The sequence below is a fragment of the Segatella paludivivens DSM 17968 = JCM 13650 genome (assembly GCF_000373185.1).
GTDB lineage: Bacteria > Bacteroidota > Bacteroidia > Bacteroidales > Bacteroidaceae > Prevotella > Prevotella paludivivens.
In genome coordinates this window covers 95,137-118,120 of sequence record NZ_KB890671.1, presented here as the reverse complement: position 1 = coordinate 118,120, position 22,984 = coordinate 95,137, and the positions used below count along the sequence as shown (strand labels likewise).

General features: G+C 39.4%; 18 protein-coding genes. 6 read left to right on the top strand and 12 right to left on the bottom strand.

The window, feature by feature from the left end; all coding sequences use genetic code 11:
- Positions 1-20: 20 nt before the first annotated feature.
- Positions 21-344, bottom strand: a complete 324-nt coding sequence (locus tag B045_RS0111450; RefSeq protein ID WP_018464400.1) for a hypothetical protein — start codon at positions 342-344, stop codon at positions 21-23.
- Between the two features lie 236 nt (positions 345-580).
- On the bottom strand, positions 581-3,052 hold the full coding sequence (locus B045_RS0111445) for an outer membrane beta-barrel family protein (protein ID WP_025883238.1): 2,472 nt from the start codon (positions 3,050-3,052) through the stop codon (positions 581-583).
- A gap of 146 nt (positions 3,053-3,198) precedes the next feature.
- Here B045_RS0111445 and B045_RS0111440 point away from each other — a divergent pair, with 146 nt between their 5' ends.
- The 3 genes from B045_RS0111440 (at position 3,199) to B045_RS0111430 (ending at position 5,619) form a co-directional block, all read left to right on the top strand.
- Entirely contained in the window at positions 3,199-4,473 is a 1,275-nt protein-coding gene (locus tag B045_RS0111440; RefSeq protein ID WP_018464398.1) for a glycosyltransferase family 4 protein, read from the top strand.
- On the top strand, positions 4,470-5,249 hold the full coding sequence (locus B045_RS0111435) for a glycosyltransferase family 2 protein (RefSeq protein WP_018464397.1): 780 nt from the start codon (positions 4,470-4,472) through the stop codon (positions 5,247-5,249). Before B045_RS0111440 ends, B045_RS0111435 begins: the two co-directional genes overlap by 4 nt.
- Before the next feature lie 97 nt (positions 5,250-5,346).
- On the top strand, positions 5,347-5,619 hold the full coding sequence (locus B045_RS0111430; protein WP_018464396.1) for a hypothetical protein: 273 nt from the start codon (positions 5,347-5,349) through the stop codon (positions 5,617-5,619).
- A 109-nt stretch (positions 5,620-5,728) separates the two neighbouring features.
- Here the strand turns inward: B045_RS0111430 and B045_RS0111425 are convergent, their stop codons facing one another.
- The 9 genes from B045_RS0111425 to tsaB all read right to left on the bottom strand — a co-directional run bounded on the left by B045_RS0111425 (position 5,729) and on the right by tsaB (position 19,924).
- Positions 5,729-7,981: an inorganic phosphate transporter gene (locus B045_RS0111425; protein WP_018464395.1), complete on the bottom strand. Its 2,253-nt coding sequence runs from the start codon at positions 7,979-7,981 to the stop codon at positions 5,729-5,731.
- Between the two features lie 75 nt (positions 7,982-8,056).
- Positions 8,057-9,400: a glutamate synthase subunit beta gene (locus B045_RS0111420; RefSeq protein ID WP_018464394.1), complete on the bottom strand. Its 1,344-nt coding sequence runs from the start codon at positions 9,398-9,400 to the stop codon at positions 8,057-8,059.
- Positions 9,401-9,426: 26 nt separating this feature from the next.
- Entirely contained in the window at positions 9,427-13,932 is a 4,506-nt protein-coding gene (gene gltB / locus B045_RS0111415; RefSeq protein WP_018464393.1) for a glutamate synthase large subunit, read from the bottom strand.
- A 221-nt stretch (positions 13,933-14,153) separates the two neighbouring features.
- Positions 14,154-15,548 carry an RIP metalloprotease RseP gene (gene rseP / locus B045_RS0111410; protein WP_025883241.1) on the bottom strand — a complete coding sequence of 465 codons (1,395 nt, stop codon included), beginning with the start codon at positions 15,546-15,548 and terminating at the stop codon, positions 14,154-14,156.
- Between the two features lie 15 nt (positions 15,549-15,563).
- A complete protein-coding gene (locus B045_RS0111405; RefSeq protein ID WP_018464391.1) occupies positions 15,564-16,733 on the bottom strand; it encodes a 1-deoxy-D-xylulose-5-phosphate reductoisomerase in 1,170 nt (389 codons plus the stop codon).
- A 20-nt stretch (positions 16,734-16,753) separates the two neighbouring features.
- A complete protein-coding gene (rimM, locus tag B045_RS0111400) occupies positions 16,754-17,275 on the bottom strand; it encodes a ribosome maturation factor RimM (RefSeq protein WP_018464390.1) in 522 nt (173 codons plus the stop codon).
- Entirely contained in the window at positions 17,268-18,578 is a 1,311-nt protein-coding gene (gene murA / locus B045_RS0111395; protein ID WP_018464389.1) for a UDP-N-acetylglucosamine 1-carboxyvinyltransferase, read from the bottom strand. The genes rimM and murA overlap by 8 nt, the downstream gene beginning before the upstream one ends.
- 6 nt (positions 18,579-18,584) lie before the next feature.
- A complete protein-coding gene (locus B045_RS14635) occupies positions 18,585-19,235 on the bottom strand; it encodes a DUF4290 domain-containing protein (protein WP_018464388.1) in 651 nt (216 codons plus the stop codon).
- Positions 19,232-19,924, bottom strand: coding sequence for a tRNA (adenosine(37)-N6)-threonylcarbamoyltransferase complex dimerization subunit type 1 TsaB (gene tsaB, locus B045_RS0111385; protein ID WP_018464387.1), 693 nt, complete (start codon positions 19,922-19,924; stop codon positions 19,232-19,234). Before tsaB ends, B045_RS14635 begins: the two co-directional genes overlap by 4 nt.
- 88 nt (positions 19,925-20,012) lie before the next feature.
- On the opposite strand from tsaB, the gene B045_RS0111380 reads away from it, so the two are divergent.
- Genes B045_RS0111380 through nadD form a run of 3 tightly spaced genes read left to right on the top strand, consistent with a single transcriptional unit; the run spans position 20,013 to position 22,072 of the window.
- Positions 20,013-20,888, top strand: coding sequence for a YicC/YloC family endoribonuclease (locus B045_RS0111380; protein ID WP_025883244.1), 876 nt, complete (start codon positions 20,013-20,015; stop codon positions 20,886-20,888).
- A gap of 2 nt (positions 20,889-20,890) precedes the next feature.
- Complete coding sequence (gene gmk, locus B045_RS0111375) at positions 20,891-21,463, top strand: guanylate kinase (RefSeq protein ID WP_018464385.1); 573 nt, start codon at positions 20,891-20,893, stop codon at positions 21,461-21,463.
- Positions 21,464-21,499: 36 nt separating this feature from the next.
- Positions 21,500-22,072, top strand: a complete 573-nt coding sequence (gene nadD, locus B045_RS0111370) for a nicotinate (nicotinamide) nucleotide adenylyltransferase (protein ID WP_025883246.1) — start codon at positions 21,500-21,502, stop codon at positions 22,070-22,072.
- Positions 22,073-22,078: 6 nt separating this feature from the next.
- On the opposite strand, the gene B045_RS14630 is transcribed toward nadD, so the two are convergent.
- Complete coding sequence (locus tag B045_RS14630; RefSeq protein ID WP_162163153.1) at positions 22,079-22,945, bottom strand: LysR family transcriptional regulator; 867 nt, start codon at positions 22,943-22,945, stop codon at positions 22,079-22,081.
- Positions 22,946-22,984 lie beyond the last annotated feature (39 nt).

The window sequence follows — 22,984 nt, the reverse complement described above, 5'->3', positions numbered from 1 at the left end:
TTTTATTTATTGATAGATTTTTATCTTGAAACTTTTTCTATTCCATTTCTTCGCGACATCCATATCTCTACACTGTTGATGATATTCTGCCACAAAATATAACAGCCTGGACCAACTGATGACAAATGCCATTTGACAGGAAGAAGTTTTCTAAAATCAATTTTGCAGAAGGTTACAAATAATATTAGGAACATAAAAACTGGTAATACATTCTCATTATATGGAGCATACCATTCAGCTATTGGAGACAAAAAAGTAACTAAATGAAATATAAGATACAGTATTATTCCTATAACAATCGCTATCGGCAGAGTCCAATTCTTAAAAAAACTAATTACAGCCATAATTATTCATTTTCTCGACATGCATAATATTTTTTTATGCCAAATACTGTTATCTATAATGCAAAGATACTTTATTTCCTGATACCTACAAACTGTTGTGCTGCCTTTTTTGTTATTAAATACTAAATTTGTAAATAACAAACACGATTACTTGCCATAATGATAAACAAAGACAAAGGTGCGATATCAAAATGACGTCGCACCTTTTGTCGGTTATAGTTATGGCATACTACATTTTACATTCCTACACCTTGACCTACTCCACCAACTCCTGAACCAGCACCCTTCTTTTCCTTTTCATCAAAATCATTTGTGATATTGCTCTTGTGTTGGCCATACTGCTTACTGCTGTTACCAAACTTCCAAGCTGCAGTTAAAGAAATCATATGAAGGGGAATAGAATATTGACTTTTATTTATGAAGTCAGCACCAGCACTGTATGACGTGATCTTAAGTTTACTTCCCATCGGATTAACATATTGTACGCTTAGTGTAAGTCTGTCTTTAAACAGTTGCTTTGTCAACGAAGTATTTAAGAACTGCATTCCACCTGTGTAACCCTGAATATTGTAGTCACGTGTCTTAGCATATAAACCCAAACTCCATTTGATATTAAGTGGCAAAACCTGTTCAAGACTTGCATAAATGCTACTCTGCCATCCGTTGTTGCTACAATTTAGTTCCTTTGAGCGCATATCTCCATAATCTACTGAACCGTTCATCATCAGACTTGAAGTTTTGCTTATTGTCCAACGAGCAAACATATTAAAGTTTGTCCATCTGTTCTTCGTATTATTTCTCCTTGTTGTATTGAGTACGTTGTCTTTATCCACAAAAGAATATTCGGCAATCTGGTTGTTGCAGAAGTTCTGTCCAAGAGTCATGTTCATCATTAATTTAGCACTATACATATTATAAACCAAACTTAAATAATGTGATTTCTCAACGTCAAGGTTTGGATTACCATATGATATATATGTAGGGTTTGAACGGTCAACATATGGATTAAGATAAGAAATACCAGGACGAAGTATGTGCATTGAATAGTTAACGCCAAGATTGCTCATTGGAGTCATCGCGTAACTTAAGGTAAACGAAGGAACAAGACATCCATAGTCTTTATTGAAGTCCTTTCCTGCTTGTTCTGGATATTTAATATTTTCCCAAGTATGTTCGTATCTCAATCCAGCCTTTGTACTGAATTTATTCATTGTAGCCACATATTCTGCATATCCAGCAAGAATAGACTGATCGTTATTATATTTCACACTGTTATCAGTATTCAGCACCTGCTCGTCACCCTTATAGTCATAATATTTTGAATCTGACTTGTTATGCCTATAGATATATTTTACACCAGTATTAAGAGTTGTATTCTTAGTTAGGGCATTCACGAGGTCTACCTGCAAAGTATGTGTACGTCCGTTGGTTTCCATGTCGGAATACATATCACTCATTGCTTGCTTTGGATCATATTGGTAACGTGAACTTTTCTCCTTTGAAGGAGTGTTACTGAACAAATAACTCAAAGTGATAGAAGATTTATGGTCACTATCGAAGAATCGCTGATAGTCAATGTTTCCATTAAATCCTACGCTAGAGTCTCTTAATCTCATTTTGTTGCTATAAGAATATCCAGTACCATATGTTCCGCCTTCCATTGTAGTGAAGGGAGTACCATCTATCTTTGCCTCAAAAGAAGTAAGTCCTATACCAGCATTAATGGTGCTTAGTGAATCTATTTCATATCCTAAGTTAAGATTACCCATTTCAAAAGGCACTTTCTGGTCTGACTTCTGATTATATTTCATAACAGAATTCTGACCATTGAAAATCTTTGTTTGTTCAAAGTCCATATCAATACCTTTCATATTCTGATAACCCAAAGTTGCATTTGCACTATATGTGAGTTTACCTTGCTGGCCACCAATATAAGCAGCCATACGATCACTCTTGTTACCAACAGTTGCACTCACGTTTCCGCTATATCCATCAACACTTTGTTTTTGTCCTGAATCGTGATTAAACTTGATGTTCAATATACCTGCAGTACCCTCTGCATCATATTTAGCACCTGGATTTGTAACAACCTCAACATTTTTTACCATTGAAGCTGGTATAGACTTAAAAATCTGCGATGCATTTGCTTGAAACATAGGATTTTCCTTACCGTCTACAAGGATCTTGAATGACTTAGAACCGTTCACGGTTATATTATCCTGACCGTCAACAGTAACCATCGGAACTTTGCGCATCAAATCTAGAAGAGTCATACTTTTTGAGTCGACATCTTCCTGAACATTATAAGTCATCTTGTCGGTTTCCATTTTAACGACAGGTTTCTGGGCAACAATTTCTACCCCTTTTAATGCTTTAGAATCATCAGACGTATATACATTACCTAAATCTACAGTTGGCTCACCATTAATTGTGAATTCACGTTTTACAAGTTTTTTACCTACTGAATTAAATGTAATAACAAATGCTCCCTTACCATCAACAACCTGCTTAATTTTTCCATCACCATCAGTCAACGACATTGCTATCGGTTTCTGCAAGCTTCCGGCCTTATAAACTCGTATTGTAGCATAAGGTTCTGTAGCATTCTGAATTGAATCTTTCAATGTACCACTGATAGTAGTTTTTTGTGCCATCATGCTTCCGCTAAAGAGAAGGGTGATCATGGCTAGTAAAAATAACTTTTTCATCTCTATTTTATTAGTATCTTTTGTTTAGACGCAATAACTAAAAAAAAGTTGCAAAGAAATTAGAATATTCTTATTTTTATTTTGTTCTTACCTCTACTTATCTTATCTTTGCATGTATAATTATTTATGAATAATAGTCACATGCGATGAGAGTACTTATTGTAAATACAAGCGAAAGTACAGGCGGAGCAGCAGTTGCAGCAAACCGTCTTATGAACGCACTGAATAATAATGGTGTCAAGGCAAAAATGCTTGTAAGAGACAAGCTGAGTGAAGAAATTACGATTGCCGGCCTGCCTCATAAATGCCTCAATCAAAGACATTTTCTTTGGGAGCGTTGGTGCATATTCTGGCATCTTCATTTTTCACGTAAGCATCTTTTTGATATAGATATTGCAAATTCTGGAATAGATATTACTTCACTTCGCGAATTTAAGGAAGCCGACGTTATACATCTTTCTTGGATTAATCAAGGTATGCTTTCACTTAAGAACATACGCAAAATCATAAAATCAGGTAAACCTATTGTATGGACAATGCATGATTTATGGCCCGCTACGGCTATATGTCATTATGCGCGAGGATGTAAAGCTTTCAACTCTGGATGTAAGAATTGCAGACTGCTACCTGGAAATGGGTCAAACAAGGATTTAGCTTATAAGATATGGAATAGGAAAAAGAAAACATATACAAATAGCAATATTCATTTCGTGACATGCAGTATGTGGCTGGAAGGACAAGCAAAACGAAGTGAACTACTAGTTGGACAGCATGTGACTAGTATTCCAAATCCAATAGATACAAGATTATTTTATAAAAAGGATAAAAGTAATTCTCGTTTGAATGCAGGTCTTCCCGCAAATAAGCGTATAATACTTTTTGTATCACAAAAAGTTACCGACGAGCGCAAGGGTATGGAATATTTTGTTGAAGCTCTTAGTAAATTAGTTAGCGCCAATCCAGAATATAAAGAGAATACATGTGTGGCTATATTGGGCGGACATTCCGAAGAAATAGCAGAGCGTTTACCTCTTGCAACATACCCATTAGGATATATAAATGATGTAAAAAGAATTATCGACATTTATAATTCTTCAGATATTTTCGTTCTTCCATCTTTAGAGGATAACCTACCAAACACAATTATGGAAGCTATGGCATGCGGAGTGCCATGTATTGGTTTCAAAGTAGGTGGAATACCAGAAATGATTGACCATCAAAAAAATGGATATGTTGCAAAATTCAAAGATACACAAGATTTAGCAAATGGTATTAATTGGATTCTCAATGAAGCTGATTATGAAGAACTGAGTGCTAATGCTGTTAATAAAGTTGGAATGAACTATTCACAGCATTCTGTAGCAATGAGATACATCGAAGTATATAATCATGCAATGGCATTTAAAAAATATAATATATGATAACATTTTCGGTTATAACATGTACCTATGATGCTTCTTCTGTTCTTCAAAGAACTCTTGACAGTGTTTTGATGCAATCATACCAGAATGTGGAACACCTAATTCTTGACGGAGCGTCACATGATAATACAGTGACGATGATTAAAGAATATATTGCGAAGTCTGATGATATTCAGGATGCAAGACATCGTATAATATTTACTTCTGAGCCGGATAATGGTTTGTATGATGCCATGAACAAGGGAATAAATAAAACAACAGGGAATTATCTGGTGTTTTTAAATGCCGGAGACGTATTTCCGTCTTCATCCACATTAGAGACTATTGCCAATATGGTAGGCGAAGGTGAGGAATTACCAGGAGTACTTTATGGTAATACAGATATTGTGGATGACAACGGAACATTTTTGCGCCATCGTCGTTTATCTCCCCCATCCCACCTCAACTGGCGGTCATTCATGTTTGGCATGTTAGTGTGTCATCAGGCATTCTATGCACGTACTGATATTGCAAAGCGCAATAATTATGACTTACACTACAAGTTATCGGCTGATATAGACTGGTGTATTAGAGTTATGAAGGATGCAAAACGTCACAATCTACCTTTAAGGTATGTAAATACAGTCGTGGTGAACTATCTTGATGGAGGTATGAGCATCAAAAATCATAAGGAATCGCTCAAGGAACGTTATCATATAATGTGTAGACATTATGGATTTATCACTACAACACTCATGCACTTGTGGTTTGTCATTCGTGGGATATTACAAAAATAAAGTGAAAAATGTTATAATCAGATAAAATATTTTTTTTTATGACAAGATAACACTATATTTGCGATATATATTTTTATATAACTAAAATTATTGAACTATGAAGAAAATCGTTTTAAGTGCGGTTCTTATGGTAGCTGCCATCAGTTTCGCTAATGCTCAGAATGTTAAGCAGGCAGAAAAGAAATGCAATAAAGTTGAACAGTGTGCAAAAGCTAACAAGGCTGATGCTGATAAAGCCTGCAAAGGTGGAAAAGCTTGTTGCAAGAATGCAGCTGACGCAAAAAAGTGTTGCAAGAAGGATGCTAAGGCTTGCAAAAATGCAGCCAAAACTTGCAGCAAACCTGTTGTAAAGAAGATGGTTAAAGAGTAACTTACTCCTTAGCAAATATCATCACCCGTTTATCTATGTGATTTTTCAACATTGGTAAACGGGTGTTTGGTTTCACTGAATACCATGTATTATTAATACGAACAACGTTCTAATTGTCAATAAACTTTTTAGCCGCTCTAAGTTGATGCCTCATTGCACTCATGAATTCTTGAGTTTCCTGAAGTAAATTAAGATAGACCATATTTATTTGCATTTCACTGTCGTCTTCGCTACATTGTATTCTGTCTATATGAATTTTGCGAAGCGCCGATAACTGATTTTTCAATGTATCAGCCTCAGAAAGAATATCACGGTAGTTATCATATCTGCCTGTAGATATCTGTGCTTCTGATTGTTTCATCAAGTCATTTACCTTATGGTTTATCTTACTATATTCAGTAATGTATCCTGCAGGAAGTGGATTGAAGTTATTGTCTACGTGTTCCTTTATTGGTTCAAGCATACGACGAAGGCTGTATATAATCTGTTGGTCAGAATTAGCTCCAAGATGAAACCACGTGTTGCGCTCTATTGCTATATCAAAGGGTAATTTCTTTAATGCAAGCATTTCCTGTCGCCTATATTTCTTTAATGTTTGCAGTTCTGTTTTCAGCTGTTTAGTACATTTACTTAACTCACGCACATTCTCTTCAGCGAGTCCCTCAACAATTTTATTGTATTGGCTTAATGCAAATCTGTTTACATAGCTCTGAGTACGACTAACATGGTTGCGAAGTAAATCCCATACTATTTCCGGATCATTTGAACGCATCATTAGGCGGAAGGCATTATCCTCATTTTCAGTCTCCTTTGACTTACGTGAAAAATTGCGATTGGAACGAATAAGAGTTACGACAACTGCTGCCATAAAAACGACCTTGGCAATTATTCCACCATAATACATCAACAGACACACTAAGGCACATGCAATAAATGCCAATCCTGCGGTGATAAACCACCCACCAATCACACTTATAACACCAGTTACTCTGAATACAGCACTTTCTCTGCTCCAAGCCCTATCGGCAAGACTTGAACCCATTGCTACCATAAATGTAACATAGGTAGTTGAAAGCGGCAACTTATAATTTGTTCCTATTGTAATCAGCATTGAAGCAAGAACAAGATTAACAGCAGCCCTCACGATATCAAAAGCTGCATTCTCATTCTCAAGAATCAAATCTCGCTTATTGAAACGACTGCCTATCCAACGAGTAACACATGTTGGTAATGCCTTTGTTATAAAATTATTTGAGTTTTGTGTGTATCTAACTATTGCCCTCGCTGTCTTGGAACTTCCAAACATTTCATCTCCCTCGTCCTGACGACTCAAATCTACAGAAGTCTTTATCACGTTATGCGCCTTCTTTGACTTAGCCATTGCTATAATCATTATCACTCCTGCAACAAGCAAATATAGTGGAGGTGTATGTGCACTAGCCATAAGCGAGTTCATGTGGAAAGAAGCTGGCGACGCTCCATTGGCATTTGCTATGAAATCATTGAACGAATCAAGTCCAGCAAGAGGTACACCTATAAAATTTACAAGGTCGTTTCCTGCAAAAGCCATAGCAAGGGCAAACGTACCCATTAGCACAACAAACTTAAATATATTACCTCCTAACCAATGCATTATCTGCATAATAGCTGTTGAAATAAAGAATGTATATACTATCAGAATTTCCGTATGAGCACTGATATAATTACTTATGGTAGAACTAATATAAGGACTTTTTCCAAGTCCTTTCAGAAATATAAAATATGAAAGAGTAGTAAAAGCTATTCCACCAAATATTACAGTTAAGAATTGCGAACCGTGTTTGTAGTTGAATGTAAATATTAGTCTTGATAGCCACATTATGATCACACCAAAGATAAATGCGATTGCAACAGATACAAAAATTGCGACTATCACACTCAGCGCTTTGTCTGTATTGAGAAGCATTCCATAGTCTAGATTCCCATCAGTAATCATCTTTATCGTGGCGATTACAAATGTTCCTCCAAGAAGTTCAAACACTAGTGAAACCGTAGTGGATGTAGGCATTCCTAGTGTATTGAAAACATCAAGTATGATGACATCGGTAACCATTACGGCAAGGAATATCGTCATTACTTCCTCGAATGAATATTGACTCGGCATAATAATTCCATGGCGAGCAACGTCCATCATTCCCGAAGACATAATGGCTCCTACCACAACGCCAAGCGATGCAATGATAAGTACAGTTCTGAATTTAGCAACTTTCGAACCTATTGCTGACTGAAGGAAGTTTACTGCGTCATTACTTACTCCAACGAAGAGGTCAAATACTGCCAGACATAGTAGAAATACTACTATACAAAAATATATTGTTTCCACCTTTGCAACAAATTAAATTTAATTTGGTACAAAGGTAAAAGCAATATATTACAACCGTTTTAAACAAATGTTACATTAGTGTGACAACTTGCGGTCTATTTCTTCTGCAATATCCCTACCACTGGCAAGAGCTCTTACAACAAGGCTTGCACCATTAGCAGCATCTCCAACAACAAAAACATTATCTTGGAACTGCGGATGTTGTGGCTTTAGGAATCCCATTGCCAACAATACCATGTCAGCTTTTATTACTTCTGGTTTTCCAACAGGCTTCATTATTGGGCGTCCTCCTTCTGGGTTAGGCTCCCATGTTATTTCCTGTACTTTTACTCCAGTAAGTTTTCCATCTTTACCTAGAAATTCCAATGAGTTGATATTCCAACGACGTGTGCATCCTTCCTCATGACTTGATGTAGTCTTCATTGTGCGAGGCCAATTAGGCCATGGACTATTTGGATCTTCAGGTCCAACAGGAGGCTTAGGCATAATCTCTATCTGTGTCACACTCTTAGCACCTTGTCTGTTAGCTGTTCCAATACAGTCACTACCTGTATCACCACCACCAATCACAAGAACATCTTTACCCTTAGCATTTACAAGTTCATTGTTTTTGAACTGCATTCCTGCAAGGACTCTGTTTTGTTGTGAAAGCATTTCAAGGGCTAAGTAAACCCCATTGAGTTCACGTCCAGGAATACTTAGATCACGAGCCGTTGGGGTACCTGTGGCAACTACATAAGCATCATAACCCTTAGGCAATTTCGTTGAATCTATATTCTGATTGTACTTAAATTCTATACCTTCAGCTTCAAGAAGAGCAATTCTACGATCTATGATAGCCTTGTTCAGCTTAAAGTTAGGGATACCATATCTAAGCAATCCACCAGCACTCTCACAAGCTTCAAAAACTGTTACCTTGTAACCAAGCTGATTCAGTCGTGTTGAAGCAGCAAGTCCTGCAGGACCTCCACCAATCACAGCCACAGTCTTTCCGTTGCGACTTGGGATGCGTGGCTGTACGTAGTCTTCAGAAAACGCATGCTCAATAATTGCACACTCATCTTCGCGGTTTGTCGTAGGATTGTGGTCCATAAGATTCAACACGCAGGCTTTCTCGCACAATGCAGGACAAATACGTCCTGTAAACTCTGGAAAGTCATTATCTGTGGTCAGCAATTCGTATGCAAGCTGCCAATCGCCTTTGAACAAGGCATCATTCCACTCTGGTGGTTTGTTACCTAATGGACAAGCCCAATGACAGAATGGGACACCGCAGTCCATACAGCGTGAAGCTTGTGTACGGCGGTCGTTACTGTTAAGTGTTTGTTCCACTTCACCAAAGTCGTGGATTCTATCGTGGACTGGTCTATATCCTGCCTCTTTACGTGGCACGGATAGAAATGCTTTTGGATTTCCCATATCTTAATATTCTTACTTTCTTACCATTAATAGTCTCTTTGCATATCTGCAATTTTCTGTTGAAGTTTCTTAACTTGCTCTTCCTGCAAAACTCGCTTGTATTCAATAGGAACAACCTGAATAAAGTCTTCTACGTATTTGCTCCAGTCATCAAGCATCGTTCTTGCCAACTTAGATCCTGTATAGAGATAATGCTGACGTATAAGTTCGTGAAGTTCCTTCCGGTAACTGCTTTCCTCAACAAGATTAATCTCAACCATATCCATATTACAGAAGTAATCGAAGTTGTGATTTTTATCCCAAACATAAGCGACACCACCACTCATTCCGGCTGCGAAGTTGCGACCTGTTTCACCAAGCACTACAATACGTCCACCTGTCATATATTCACAGCAGTGATCACCAGCACCTTCGATTACAGATATCGCACCAGAGTTTCTAACTCCGAAGCGTTCACCCACCTTACCGTTGATGTAAAGTTCACCACTTGTTGCGCCATAAAGTCCAGTATTACCAGCGATGATATTGTCCTCTGCATTGAAGTTTGAACGAATAGGAGGAAGGATTGAAATACGACCTCCACTCAAACCCTTAGCAAAGTAGTCATTGGTTTCACCCTCTAGTTTGAAATCAACTCCATTGACAAGGAATGCTCCAAAACTCTGGCCGGCTGCACCTTTAAACTTGACGTTGATAGATGGTTCTACAACCTTGTTGTTACCTTTCTCACGTAGGTCTGACTTATATTTTTCGATGTATCCGCTGAGCATTGTACCAACAGCACGGTCTGTATTCTTTATTGCGAAGTCTAGGTCTACCTCACCGTTAGTTTCAATAGCTTTCTTAGAACCACTTATAATTTGCTTGTCAAGTATTCCTTCAAGATCATGCTCCTGACTCTTTGTGCAATACATGCTGCTATCACCAGTTTCCTTATGCAATAAGCGTGTGAAATCTAGAGTAGACAACTTTGGATCGTCTGTAGCAAGAGGCACGAGAAGTTCTGTATGACCAACAATATCATTAAGACTTGTGTAGCCCATTTCTGCAAGATATTCTCTTATTTCCTGAGCTAAGAATGTGAAGTAGTTTACTACATACTTATAACTTCCACGGAAGTGTGCACGAAGTTTTGGATCCTGAGTTGCAACACCCATTGGACAAGTATTCTTATTACACTTACGCATCATCACGCAACCAAGAGTGATAAGGACTGATGTTCCGAAGCTGAATTCCTCTGCACCGAGAAGAGCCATCATGATAACATCTCTACCAGTTTTTAACTGACCGTCTACCTGCAAACGTACAAGTGAACGCAAACCATTCTTTACAAGAGTCTGCTGAGTTTCTGAAAGTCCTATTTCTGGAGATATTCCAGCAAAGCGCATACTTGATGCAGGACTTGCACCTGTTCCACCTTCAGCACCAGAGATTACAACCAAATCAGCTTTTGCTTTAACAACTCCAGCTGCAATAGTTCCAACTCCGCTCTCTGCAACTAACTTAACACTTATTGCTGCATGTGGATTAACATTCTTCAAGTCGAAGATAAGTTGTTTTAAATCCTCAATACTATAAATATCGTGATGAGGAGGAGGAGATATTAGACTAATACCAGGAATAGAATGGCGAGTCTTTGCTATAATTTCATCTACCTTAAAGCCTGGAAGCTGACCACCTTCACCTGGTTTAGCACCCTGTGCAACCTTTATCTGTATTTCCTCTGCATTCGTAAGATATTCTGTTGTTACACCGAAACGTCCGCTGGCAACCTGCTTAGTCTTACTATTAAGGCTTATTCCATCAAATGTAGAGTGGAAACGATCTTCGTCTTCACCACCTTCTCCGGTATTGCTTCGCGCACCGAGCTTATTCATTGCCAATGCAAGTGCCTCATGAGCCTCTTTAGACAAAGCTCCGAAACTCATTGCTCCTGTTACGAAATGCTTTACAATCTTCTCAACAGGTTCAACTTTCTCTATTGGAATAGGACGACGCTTGAAATCAAAGAAATCGCGTATGAAAATAGGTTTTTCCTTCTTATCGGCAAAAGCTGTATATTTTTTGAATGTATCATAGTTTCCTGTTCTTGTAGCCAACTGCAAAGTGGCAATAGTCTCAGGATTCCATGCATGCTGTATTCCGTCTTTGCGCCAATGGAACTGTCCAAGAGTAGGAAGAGGAGTTTCTGTTTTTTTCTCGCGAGCCTCAATACTGTCATTGTGCATTGCGATTGCATCTTTTGCTATAGTTTCAAGTCCTATACCTCCAATTGTACTTGTCTCTGTTCCGAAATATGTATTGAGCAGGCTCTCTGAAAGTCCAATGCTCTCAAAAATCTTTGCGCCACGATAACTACGAATTGTACTTATTCCCATCTTCGCCATTATCTTGAATAGACCTTTCTTTACAGCCTTTATATAGTTTGCTTCAGCAGTACCATAATTTTCCTGTATCTTTCCATTCTTTACAATGTCATCAAGTATTGCGTAAGTCATATAAGGGCACAGCGCAGAAGCTCCATAGCCAAGAAGCAATGCAGCATGCATTACCTCGCGGATATCACCGCTCTCAACAATAAGGGCTGTCTGCACACGCTTTCCAACACTTATAAGATAATGATGTACTGCACTCACAGCAAGCAATGAAGGCATTGCTACATTATTATCATCTGAATCACGATCGGTGAGTATGATGTAGTTGTAACCATCGTCAACACTCTTTTCAGCACGGCTGCACAATTCATCAAGTGCTTCATGCAATCCGTCTCCACCCTTTGATCCATCAAAAGTTATTGGAAGTTTTATTGTATTGAAGCCCTTGTATCTGATGTTACAAAGTATATCCAACTGTGTATTTGTCAAGATTGGATGAGAAAGTCTCACCATCTTGCAGTTTGTCTCGTCAGGATTAAGTATTCCTGTGCCTACTCTACCAATATATTCAGTAAGGCTCATCACAAGATTCTCACGAATAGAATCTATTGCAGGGTTGGTTACCTGAGCGAACTGCTGACGGAAATAATTAAAGAACAACTGTGGCTTATCTGATAATACTGCCAATGGAGTATCATTACCCATTGATGCAGTAGGTTCCTGTCCACTTGTTGCCATTGGGATAATTGTATCGTTGATGTCTTCCTCACCAAATCCGAATTCAATTTCCTTTATTTTAAGATCATCTATTTTATTAGAAATCTTTCTTCCACTATGTATCTTTTCAAGTTCAATACGGTTAGTGTTCAACCATTGACGATAAGGATGCTGCGCTGCAAGGCGTTCCTTGATCTCACCATCATAATATATTTTACCATCGAGAGTATCGATAAGCAATATCTTACCTGGTTGCAGACGTCCCTTTTCGGCAATCTCGCTAGGATCAAAGTCCATAACTCCAACTTCACTGGCAACAACCATGGTGTCGTTCTTCGTAATCGTGTAACGTGCAGGACGCAAACCGTTACGGTCTAGCATTCCACCAGCATATCTACCATCGCTGAACAGCAATGCTGCAGGACCGTCCCAAGGCTCCATCAATATAGAATGATATTCATAGAAAGCCTTCAGGTCTTCACTGATAGGATTCTTGTCGTTGAAACTCTCAGGCACCATTACAGCCATTGCATGAGGCAATGACAAACCACTCATCACGAAGAATTCAAATACGTTGTCAAGACTGGCAGAGTCGCTCATGTCTGGCTGGATTATAGGCGAAATATCGCTTATGCTTCCAAGTCGTTTTGAAGACAATACAGATTCACGTGCCTGCATCCATCCACGATTTCCGCGGATAGTATTTATTTCACCATTGTGCGCAAGCATTCTGAATGGCTGTGCAAGACTCCATGTTGGGAATGTATTGGTACTGAAACGGCTGTGTACAAGTGCTATTCCACTAGTGAAGTAATTGTTTGTAAGGTCAGGATAGTATTGACGAAGCTGCAAACTAGACAGCATGCCCTTATATACAATGCTCTTATTAGATAATGAACATATATAGAAGTCTTCATCAGCTACACGTTTTTCAATTTTCTTTCTTATAATATATAAGGTACGTTCAAAGCTATCTACTTTATCATCAGTAACACCAGTTACGAAAATCTGCTTGATATCAGGCTCCGTAGAAATAGCAGCCTCACCCAAGCATTCTGGATTAGTAGGAACATTTCTCAAATGCATCAGAGACAAACCCTCGCGCTCAATTTCCTCAATCATTATTGAGAGAATCTCCTGCTGGCGTTTCTTTTCTTTAGGAAAGAACACCAAACCTGTTCCATATTTCCCCTTCTCTGGAACAGGAATACCTTGTAACAATATAAACTCGTGAGGAATTTGTAGCAATATTCCTGCACCATCTCCAGTCTTTCCATCTGCGCCTTCCGCTCCACGGTGACGTAGGTTTTCAAGAACTTTAAGAGCACTGTCAACTATTTCATGACTCTTGTTGCCATGAATATTAACTATCATACCAACACCACACGCATCGTGTTCGTTGCTGGCATTATACAATCCGTTGGTTGTTTCTTGCTGCATTTATTTAGTAATTTTCTTGTTTGCCTTTCAATCTGATTGCAAAATTACTAAATTAGTTTCAAAATGACATTTAAGTATGTCTAAACGTTCACTGTAATTTATTTAATTATTCAACCTGATAACAAAATATTACCAATATTAGTCTAAAACAAAACAAACTGTAAGCATTCTAATTCTGAAAGCTTACAGTTTGATACTTTATTTAAAAAATAAGATTTTTTCTAATGCATATAGCCCAGCCAACGTAAAATATCGTTGAGATTGGCGACCACCATTAATAATATCAAGATTGATATTCCAATGTATTCTGCTCTAATCATAAACTTTTCACCTAACTTTCGTCCAGTGATAATTTCATATATAAGAAACAAAACATGTCCACCGTCGAGTGCAGGAATTGGGAGAATATTCATGAAAGCAAGAATAATGCTTAAGAAAGCTGTCATCTTCCAGAATACGTACCAATCCCATGTAGATGGGAACATACTGCCTATTGCTCCAAAACCTCCGAGGCTCTTAGCTCCGTCTGCAGAGAATACATATTTCATGTCACTCACGTAACCATGAAGAATATCCCAACCATATTTGATTCCAGCAGGAATACTTTCAAAGAAACCATAGCTCTTATGGAAAGGAGTGTAAAGGGTATTTATTGCAGGGAATCCTATAGCAAGTTTCAAGTCTTGTGTAAGCAACATCTTTTTTGCAACAGCAGAATCTGCACCATTTGCAATAACGCCTACAGTTACCGTGCGCACCTTAACACTGTCTGCATGAGTCTTTGCTGAAGCAAGAACATCGTCAAGGATAGATAATTCGTTAGTAAACTGATTAGAAGAAGTTATCTTCTTACCATTAAGTGCAACAATCTTGTCGCCCTTCTTTATTCCAGCCTTAGCCGCAGGCCCCCCAGCCATTACCGAGTCCACATTTGCAGGAACATAAGGAAGGCAGAACGCTGGGGTTGTCTTTATCATGTCAAGCAGATTCAGATCGCCAGTAAGTGCAATGCTCACTTTCTTACCGTCACGCATTACATCAACACGCTTAGCTTTAGATATTTCACGGTACATTTTAGCACCGAAATCCTTGAAAGCTCCGTTTTCTGTTCCAAGCAGAACATCATGATCCTTGAATCCGTAGCTCTTTGCCTCCTCATTAAACACAAAGCCTTGCTTCATGTCTTTTGTCTGAACGTAAGTCTCGCCCCATGAGAACATCAACATTGCATAAATGAAAAGAGCTAGGATAAAGTTTACAGAAACTCCACCAATCATAACAAGCAATCTCTGCCAAGCTGGTTTTGAGCGGAATTCCCAAGCCTCTGCAGGTTTAGACATTTGCTCTGTGTCAAAACTTTCGTCTATCATTCCTGATATTTTGCAGTAGCCACCCAATGGCAACCAACCCATACCATATTCTGTGTCACTCTTCTTTGGTTTGAAACGGAATAGACTTCCACCCCATTTACCAATTCCAAGGTCCATAAATATATAGAACTTCTCGACTCTTATTCCAAACAGTTTTGCGAAGAACAGGTGTCCTCCCTCATGAAGCAGAACCAAAAGTGATATTGACAACAGAAACTGTAATAATCTTACTAAAAATACTTCCATTACTGATTATATTCGTTATTCATTAATATTTTTGATGATTTCGCTTGCTATTGCTCGCGCCTCCTTGTCTGTCTGCAAATAGACATCAAGATTAGGATTCATGTCAAATGTGGCTTTAGCCATAGTCTGCTCTATAATCGTCGCCATTCCTTTGAAAGAGCATTGCTCTTTTCTGAATGCTGAATTTGCTATTTCGTTGGCTGCATTCAGAATACAAGGCATGTTTCCACCCTTATTAATTGCATCATAAGCCAGAGCAAGACATTTAAACTTCTTTATATCCGGTTCAAAGAATTCCAGCTTCTGCTGTTTGAACAAGTCAAGACGTTCACCGTTCAGCGGTAACCTCTTGGGAAATGAGAATGCGTATTGTATTGGTAGCCTCATGTCTGGAACTCCCAACTGAGCCTTCACCGCACCATCAACAAACTGCACTGCACTGTGAACAACGCTCTGCGGATGAATCAGTACTTGGATTCTCTCTGCAGGAACACCAAACAACCATTTAGCCTCCATCACCTCAAAGCCTTTGTTCATAAGTGAAGCTGAGTCAATGGTGATTTTGGCTCCCATATTCCAAGTAGGGTGCTTCAATGCATCAGCTGCGGTCACAGTATTCAGCTGTTCATCAGAAAATAATCTGAACGGACCTCCTGAACAAGTAAGCAATATCTTTTCAATTTCATTGTCAGCGTCACCAACAATACTCTGGAATATTGCACTATGTTCACTGTCTACTGGCAATATTGGAACATGGTTTTCCTTTGCAAGATTACATATAAGTTCTCCTGCTACAACTAGAGTTTCCTTGTTAGCAAGACAAATCTTCTTATGCGCCTTGATTGCATTTATTGTTGGAAGAAATCCTGAGAACCCTACCATTGCAGCAAGAACCATGTCAATAGGTTCAGCTTCAACAATCTGTTCAAGCGCCGACTTTCCTGCATAAATTTTGATATCAGGTTCATCAGCAAGCAGGTCTTGCAATTCCTTATATTTCTCCTCGTTAGCAATAACCACTGCAGCAGGCTTGAACTTATGAGCCTGTTCGGAAAGTTTCTCAACACTGTTGTTGGCAGTGAGACAGTACACTTCGTACAGGTCTCCATGCTGCGAGATTACATCAAGCGCCTGTGTTCCTATACTTCCCGTAGAACCGAGGATACATATTTGTTGTTTCTTCATTAATATATATAATGTGAATGTTACAGGTCGAGCAGACCTTCCGGAATAAACATCTTTATTCGGCGATTATCCATATCGGCTTCATGAATTAGATCCTCATTGGCAGGAACAAGAACTTCCTTGCCATCATTGGTCTCTATTTCAAAAAGCGTGTTAATGGTTGAGTCGTCTACTGACTTTATTACACCTATTGTCTTATTGGTGTTTTTATCAACAACTTCGAAACCGAAGATTTCAGCCCAAGACACATTTTCATCACCGCCGTCAGAAAGACTTCGTGGAAAATAGACTTCGTCACCAGTAAGGTCACGAGCTTTATCCTGAGTATCAATATCCTCAAATTTCATAAGTGCACTCTCGTCGCTGCGGAAACGGTATTCATCTATAAAGAATGGTACCAATATTCCATCAACGTCCAAGACTAGATAATCTGCGTCTACACGGTCAAAGACGTCATCGTCAAACATGAACGATATTTCGCCTTTCACTCCATGAGGTTTTCCCAGCTTACCTATTTTATATACTTCTTCACGTCTAATCATCTACTCGTTTGATGCAGGCACCAAGTTTATTAAGTCTATTTTCAATATTCTCATAACCACGGTCTATCTGTGCAATATTTGCAATGCAACTTGTTCCTTCCGCACTCATGGCGGCAATAAGAAGTGCAATACCTGCACGGATATCAGGACTTGTCATTCGTCCTGCGCGTAAAATCAATTTATGATCGTGACCTACGACAACAGCACGGTGTGGGTCGCAAAGTATGATCTGTGCTCCCATATCTATCAATTTGTCTACAAAGAACAAGCGGCTTTCAAACATTTTCTGATGAATAAGCACAGAACCACGAGCCTGTGTAGCTACAACAAGAAGCACCGAAATAAGGTCTGGCGTCAAGCCTGGCCAAGGAGCATCAGCAAGAGTCATTATCGTTCCGTCAATAAAAGAATCGACTACATAATGCGGTTGATGTGGAATAATAAGATCATCGCCTTCAGTTTCTATCTTCACTCCAAGTCGTCTGAACGCATCAGGGATAATACCGAGATCTTTCAGCGATACATTCTTTATTCTTACTCCGTCACCCACCATTGCAGCCATTCCGATAAAAGAGCCAACTTCTATCATATCTGGCAATATAGTGTGGTCGGCACCGTGAAGTTTGTCTACACCGACAATTGAAATCAGGTTACTTGCTATTCCGCTGATATTTGCACCCATTGCGTTAAGCAAGTGGCACAGTTGCTGAATATAAGGTTCACATGCGGCATTATATATTGTCGTTGTGCCCTTCGCCATAACGGCAGCCATTATAATGTTTGCCGTTCCGGTAACCGAAGCCTCATCAAGCAGCATGTAGCAACCTTTAAGTTTTTTGCTTTCAATCTTGAAAACATCACGTTCTGGGTCTTTTACGAATTTTGCTCCAAGATGCTTGAATCCTAGGAAATGAGTATCAAGTCGTCTACGCCCTATCTTGTCACCACCTGGTTTGGCAATGGTAGCCTTTCCAAATCTACCAAGCAACGGACCTATCATAAGCACACTACCTCGCAGAGAAGAACATTTGCTCACGAACTCCTGACTTTCAAGATAGTCTAGATTCAGTTCGTCAGCCTGAAAAGTGTAATCATTTTCAGCATTATGCGTTATCTTTACGCCAATATCCTTCAGCAATCTAATGAGATTTTTAACATCCAGTATTTCTGGAATATTCTTTATTCTCACAGGATCTGAAGTTAGCAATATTGCGCAAATAACTTCCAAAGCCTCGTTTTTAGCTCCCTGTGGAGTGATGGTTCCTTTAAGTCGGTGTCCACCTTCTATGATGAATGATTCCATTAGCTTTTATCTTCTTCTGCGCTTATTGTTGTTACCGTTGTTACTAACATTACCATTGCGGTTATTGTTATTACGGTTGTTGCCAACTGGCTCGTTCTCCATAATCTTATTGAAAACGAATGTATTCAAGTCAAGCTGAATTTTTCCGTCAGTATATTTTGCCAAGTCAGAAGCTACCTTCTCGTCATCACACGAACCGTGACTCCACATCATCAGGCTCAACTTCATCTGGTTAGCAGCTAGTTTGGTAAGTGCGTCACGCTCCTCACCAGGCTCCATCGTCTTCAATCTTTCAAACACTTCAGCCATTATGTGACCATAGTGTCTCACCGAAATCTTTGTCATCGGATACGCCATAGGCTGCGGCTTTGCTGCAATCTTGTTTGCTTGACTGATGTCGTAAGGCCAGTCGATGTCCAACTTGAAATCACTCATGATTGCAAGATGGTCCCACAACTTCTGCTTATAGTTTACGTCCTCGTGATTTTGGGGAAACATTCTTTCCATAATGGTTACAATGGCATCCGCACACGATTGACGCATGGCTTTCGTATCAAGTTTGCCACAAATGTCAACCATATTCTGCACCTCACGCCCATATTCAGGCATGACAAGCTGTTCACGCTGTGTGTTGTAGTCTAATCCTTGGATATTCATAATAATTTTTTAGGCAATTTTGCAACGAAGTCTTTCAGATAGAACGGCACGAAATATGCAACGTCATCAAACTTCCCTTGCGCGATGCGCTTCTCTGCCAGAGGAAACATATATTTCGCTAGTGGCACAACGTCTTTTATCAAGTGTGCGTTAGGATTATTAATCTCTTCCATACACTTTGCCGCTCCGTTTCCGAAGAAATACACCGGGCCTTTTTCAAGATATTCTTTGTAGGTATCAACTGTCACTACGTCAGCCTTTATTGGTCTCACTTCATGAAGTGAGCGATTGAATACCTGTGCATATACTTCCATGCGGCGTGCGTCTAGCATTGGCACTAGTAATGCATTCTCTTCCTCAGCCTGCTCTTTCAATAATACTGGCACGGCAAGAAGTTCTAAAGTCGGTATGGCAATCAGCTTCACATCACGACCATAGCAAATTCCTTTTGCCATAGAAGTACCTATTCGCAGTCCGGTATAAGAACCAGGACCACAACTTACAGCCACAGCGTCTAATTTTAATGAGTGACTGTCTATAAACGAAAGAGCCTCATCAACATAGCGTCCAAGTTGTTCATTGTGATGTGGTCCGCTGTAATCTTCTTTGTTAAAGATGCATTCGGCGTCATTACTAACTGCTACAGAGCACACGTTTGTGCTCGTTTCAATGTTCAATATACACGACATAATAATAAATATATTCTAAATAAAGTGCAAATTTACGCTTTTTTCCCGCAAAATTATTACTTTTGCAGAAATTTAACGTGAAACAAGTATGATACAATCAATGACCGGTTACGGAAAATCTATCGTAACCTACAATCAAAAAAAGATTAATGTTGAAATTAAGTCATTAAATAGCAAGACACTTGATCTTTCTACAAGAATCGCTCCACTCTACAGAGAAAAGGAGATGGAAATACGTCAGATTGTCGCAAAACAATTGGAACGTGGCAAAATAGACTTCTCTATTTGGATTGAGAAGGACGATGCTGTTGACGCCGCACCAATTAATGCCGCACTTGTTGAAAATTATTACAAGCAAATAAAAGCTATTTCCGAAAAGACTGGAATTCCAGTTCCACAGGATTGGTTTAACACTCTTCTTCGTATGCCGGATGTCACAATAAAGAATGATGTTGAAAAACTTTCCAATGAGGAATGGGCTGCCGCAAGCAGTGCTATACACGAGGCCATTACCAACTTACTTACTTTCAGAAAGCAGGAAGGTGCAGCTCTCCAGAAGAAGTTTACAGAGAAAGTTGATAACATTGAAAACCTGCTGCTCAGCATTGAGCCTTTCGAGAAAAGCCGTGTTGAGAAAATTCGCCAAAGCATTGTCAAGGGACTTGAACAGATTCCTAGCGTCGACTATGACAAGAACAGACTTGAACAGGAACTTATTTATTACATAGAGAAACTCGACATCAGCGAGGAAAAGCAAAGACTAACCAACCATCTTAAATATTTCCGTGAGACTATGAACGAGGACGGAGCTGTTGGAAAGAAACTCGGATTCATCGCTCAGGAAATGGGACGTGAAATCAACACTACTGGAAGCAAGAGCAATCAGGCTGAAATGCAGAATGTAGTAGTGAAGATGAAAGACGAACTTGAACAGATTAAGGAGCAAGTCTTAAACGCTTTCTAAATATGAAGAACGGACTGCTTATTTTCTCAGCTCCTTCTGGAAGCGGAAAGAGTACAATCGTGCAGTGGCTGATGAAGGAACACCCTGAATTCAAACTGCATTTCTCTATTTCATGCACAAGCCGCCCACCACGTGGAACGGAAAAGAACGGTGTGGAATATTTCTTCCTCACTCCTGATGAGTTTCGCGCCAAAATTGATAAAGGTGAGTTTCTTGAATACGAGGAAGTTTATCAAGACAGATTCTACGGCACATTGAAATCACAGGTTGAAAACCAACTTAATGATGGTCAAAGCGTTGTCTTCGACGTTGATGTAAAAGGCGGATGCAACATAAAGGATTTTTATGGCAAACGCGCCATGAGCATTTTCATCCAACCTCCTTCGATTGAGGAACTGCGCAAAAGACTCAACGGTCGTGGCACTGATACACCAGAGGTTATTCAGCAACGTCTTGACAAAGCCGAATACGAATTAACATTCGCGTCAAAATTCGACCATGTTGTCGTAAACGATAATCTTGAGGAAGCCGAAAAAGAGACATTGGCTCTTGTAAGGAATTTCCTAGAGGAATAAAAACGCTGTTGTTGATTTCTTAAACATTCGCAAAAAATGATACGAACGGGAATATACGGAGGGTCGTTCAATCCCATTCACACAGGGCACATTGCCATTGCTAGCCAGTTATTGCAAATGACTTCGCTAGATGAGATATGGTTTGTCGTTTCTCCACTCAATCCGTTTAAGAAATCATCAACATCACTTTTAGACGATGCCCATAGGCTGGAACTTGCCCAAGTTGCATTGTCAGGAGAAAAAGCACTTAAAGCAAGCGACTTTGAGTTCAACCTCTCCAAACCTTCATACATGTGGAACACACTGCAAAGACTAACCCAAGAGTTTCCCGATCGTGAGTTCACGCTCATTATTGGAGCCGACAACTGGTTAGCTTTTGACCGTTGGAAAAACTATCGTGACATCATCGCCAACTACCGCATAGTGGTTTATCCAAGGAAAAATTCGCCGATAGACAAAACCACTCTACCCACAAACGTAACGCTTGCAGACACACCTTTTTATAATGTCAGCAGCACAGACATAAGGCGCAGAGTTTCAAAATGCGAATCACTCCACGACCTTGTTCCCGACAATATTATTCCGCTTGTAGAGAAATACTACAAGTAAAAACATTTACATCCAGTGGCTTTTTATAATGTCACAGAACTTCCGTTCCAGTGTTGACAAATATTTATCCTTAGGTCTCACGATGCAGCATGTAAGGTTATTAGTCACGCCAGCTATTCTTATAGCCCTGAAATTATCCTTCTTTGCAACAATACCCTCAGACAATATTGTGAGCCACCTACCAGTCTCGACCATTCTTAATATCAAACTAGCATCATTCACCTCTATGCGTGGCACAAGTATCGGCTCATTGTTCATAACAAACATATGTTCTATTTCCATACGTGAGTGAATACCATAAGGAAACAAAACGAAAGGATATTTGCGCAATCCATTCATTGTGATGCTACTTTGTTTAGCGATTTCATGATTTTTACTCGCAATAACGCAAAGCGGAGTCTCAAAGAGTTTGGTACATTCCAACAACGTCGACATTCTCTTTGAACTATAAGTGAACGCAAAGTCTATTTCTCCCTTCAAAACAAGTTCCTCAAGTTCCTTCACCGAGTCCGACTCAATGATTCTCAATCCTGCTTCGGGAAACTGCTCAGTAAACAGCAGAATGCAGTCGTTTAGAATATCGTGCAGACTGTAAGTCACCCCAATGTGCAGTCTGCCGGTGTAAATGCCGTTAATCTCCTTCATACTCCTCATTCCGTCCTCGGTATCTTTAATCGCCCTGCGCGCGAACTCTGCGAATATTCGCCCAGAGTCAGTGAGGTAAGTACATTTTCCAATGCGGTCGAAAAGTGGCATTCCGCATTCCTCTTCCAATTTTTTTATGCTCAGCGACAGAGTACTCTGGGTAATAAACAGTTTGCGTGCCGCCACCGTGAAATTTAGTTCCTCAGCTAATTTCACAAAATATTTCATCTGTGTAAGTTCCATTAATAAATTCAATGATAAGAATAA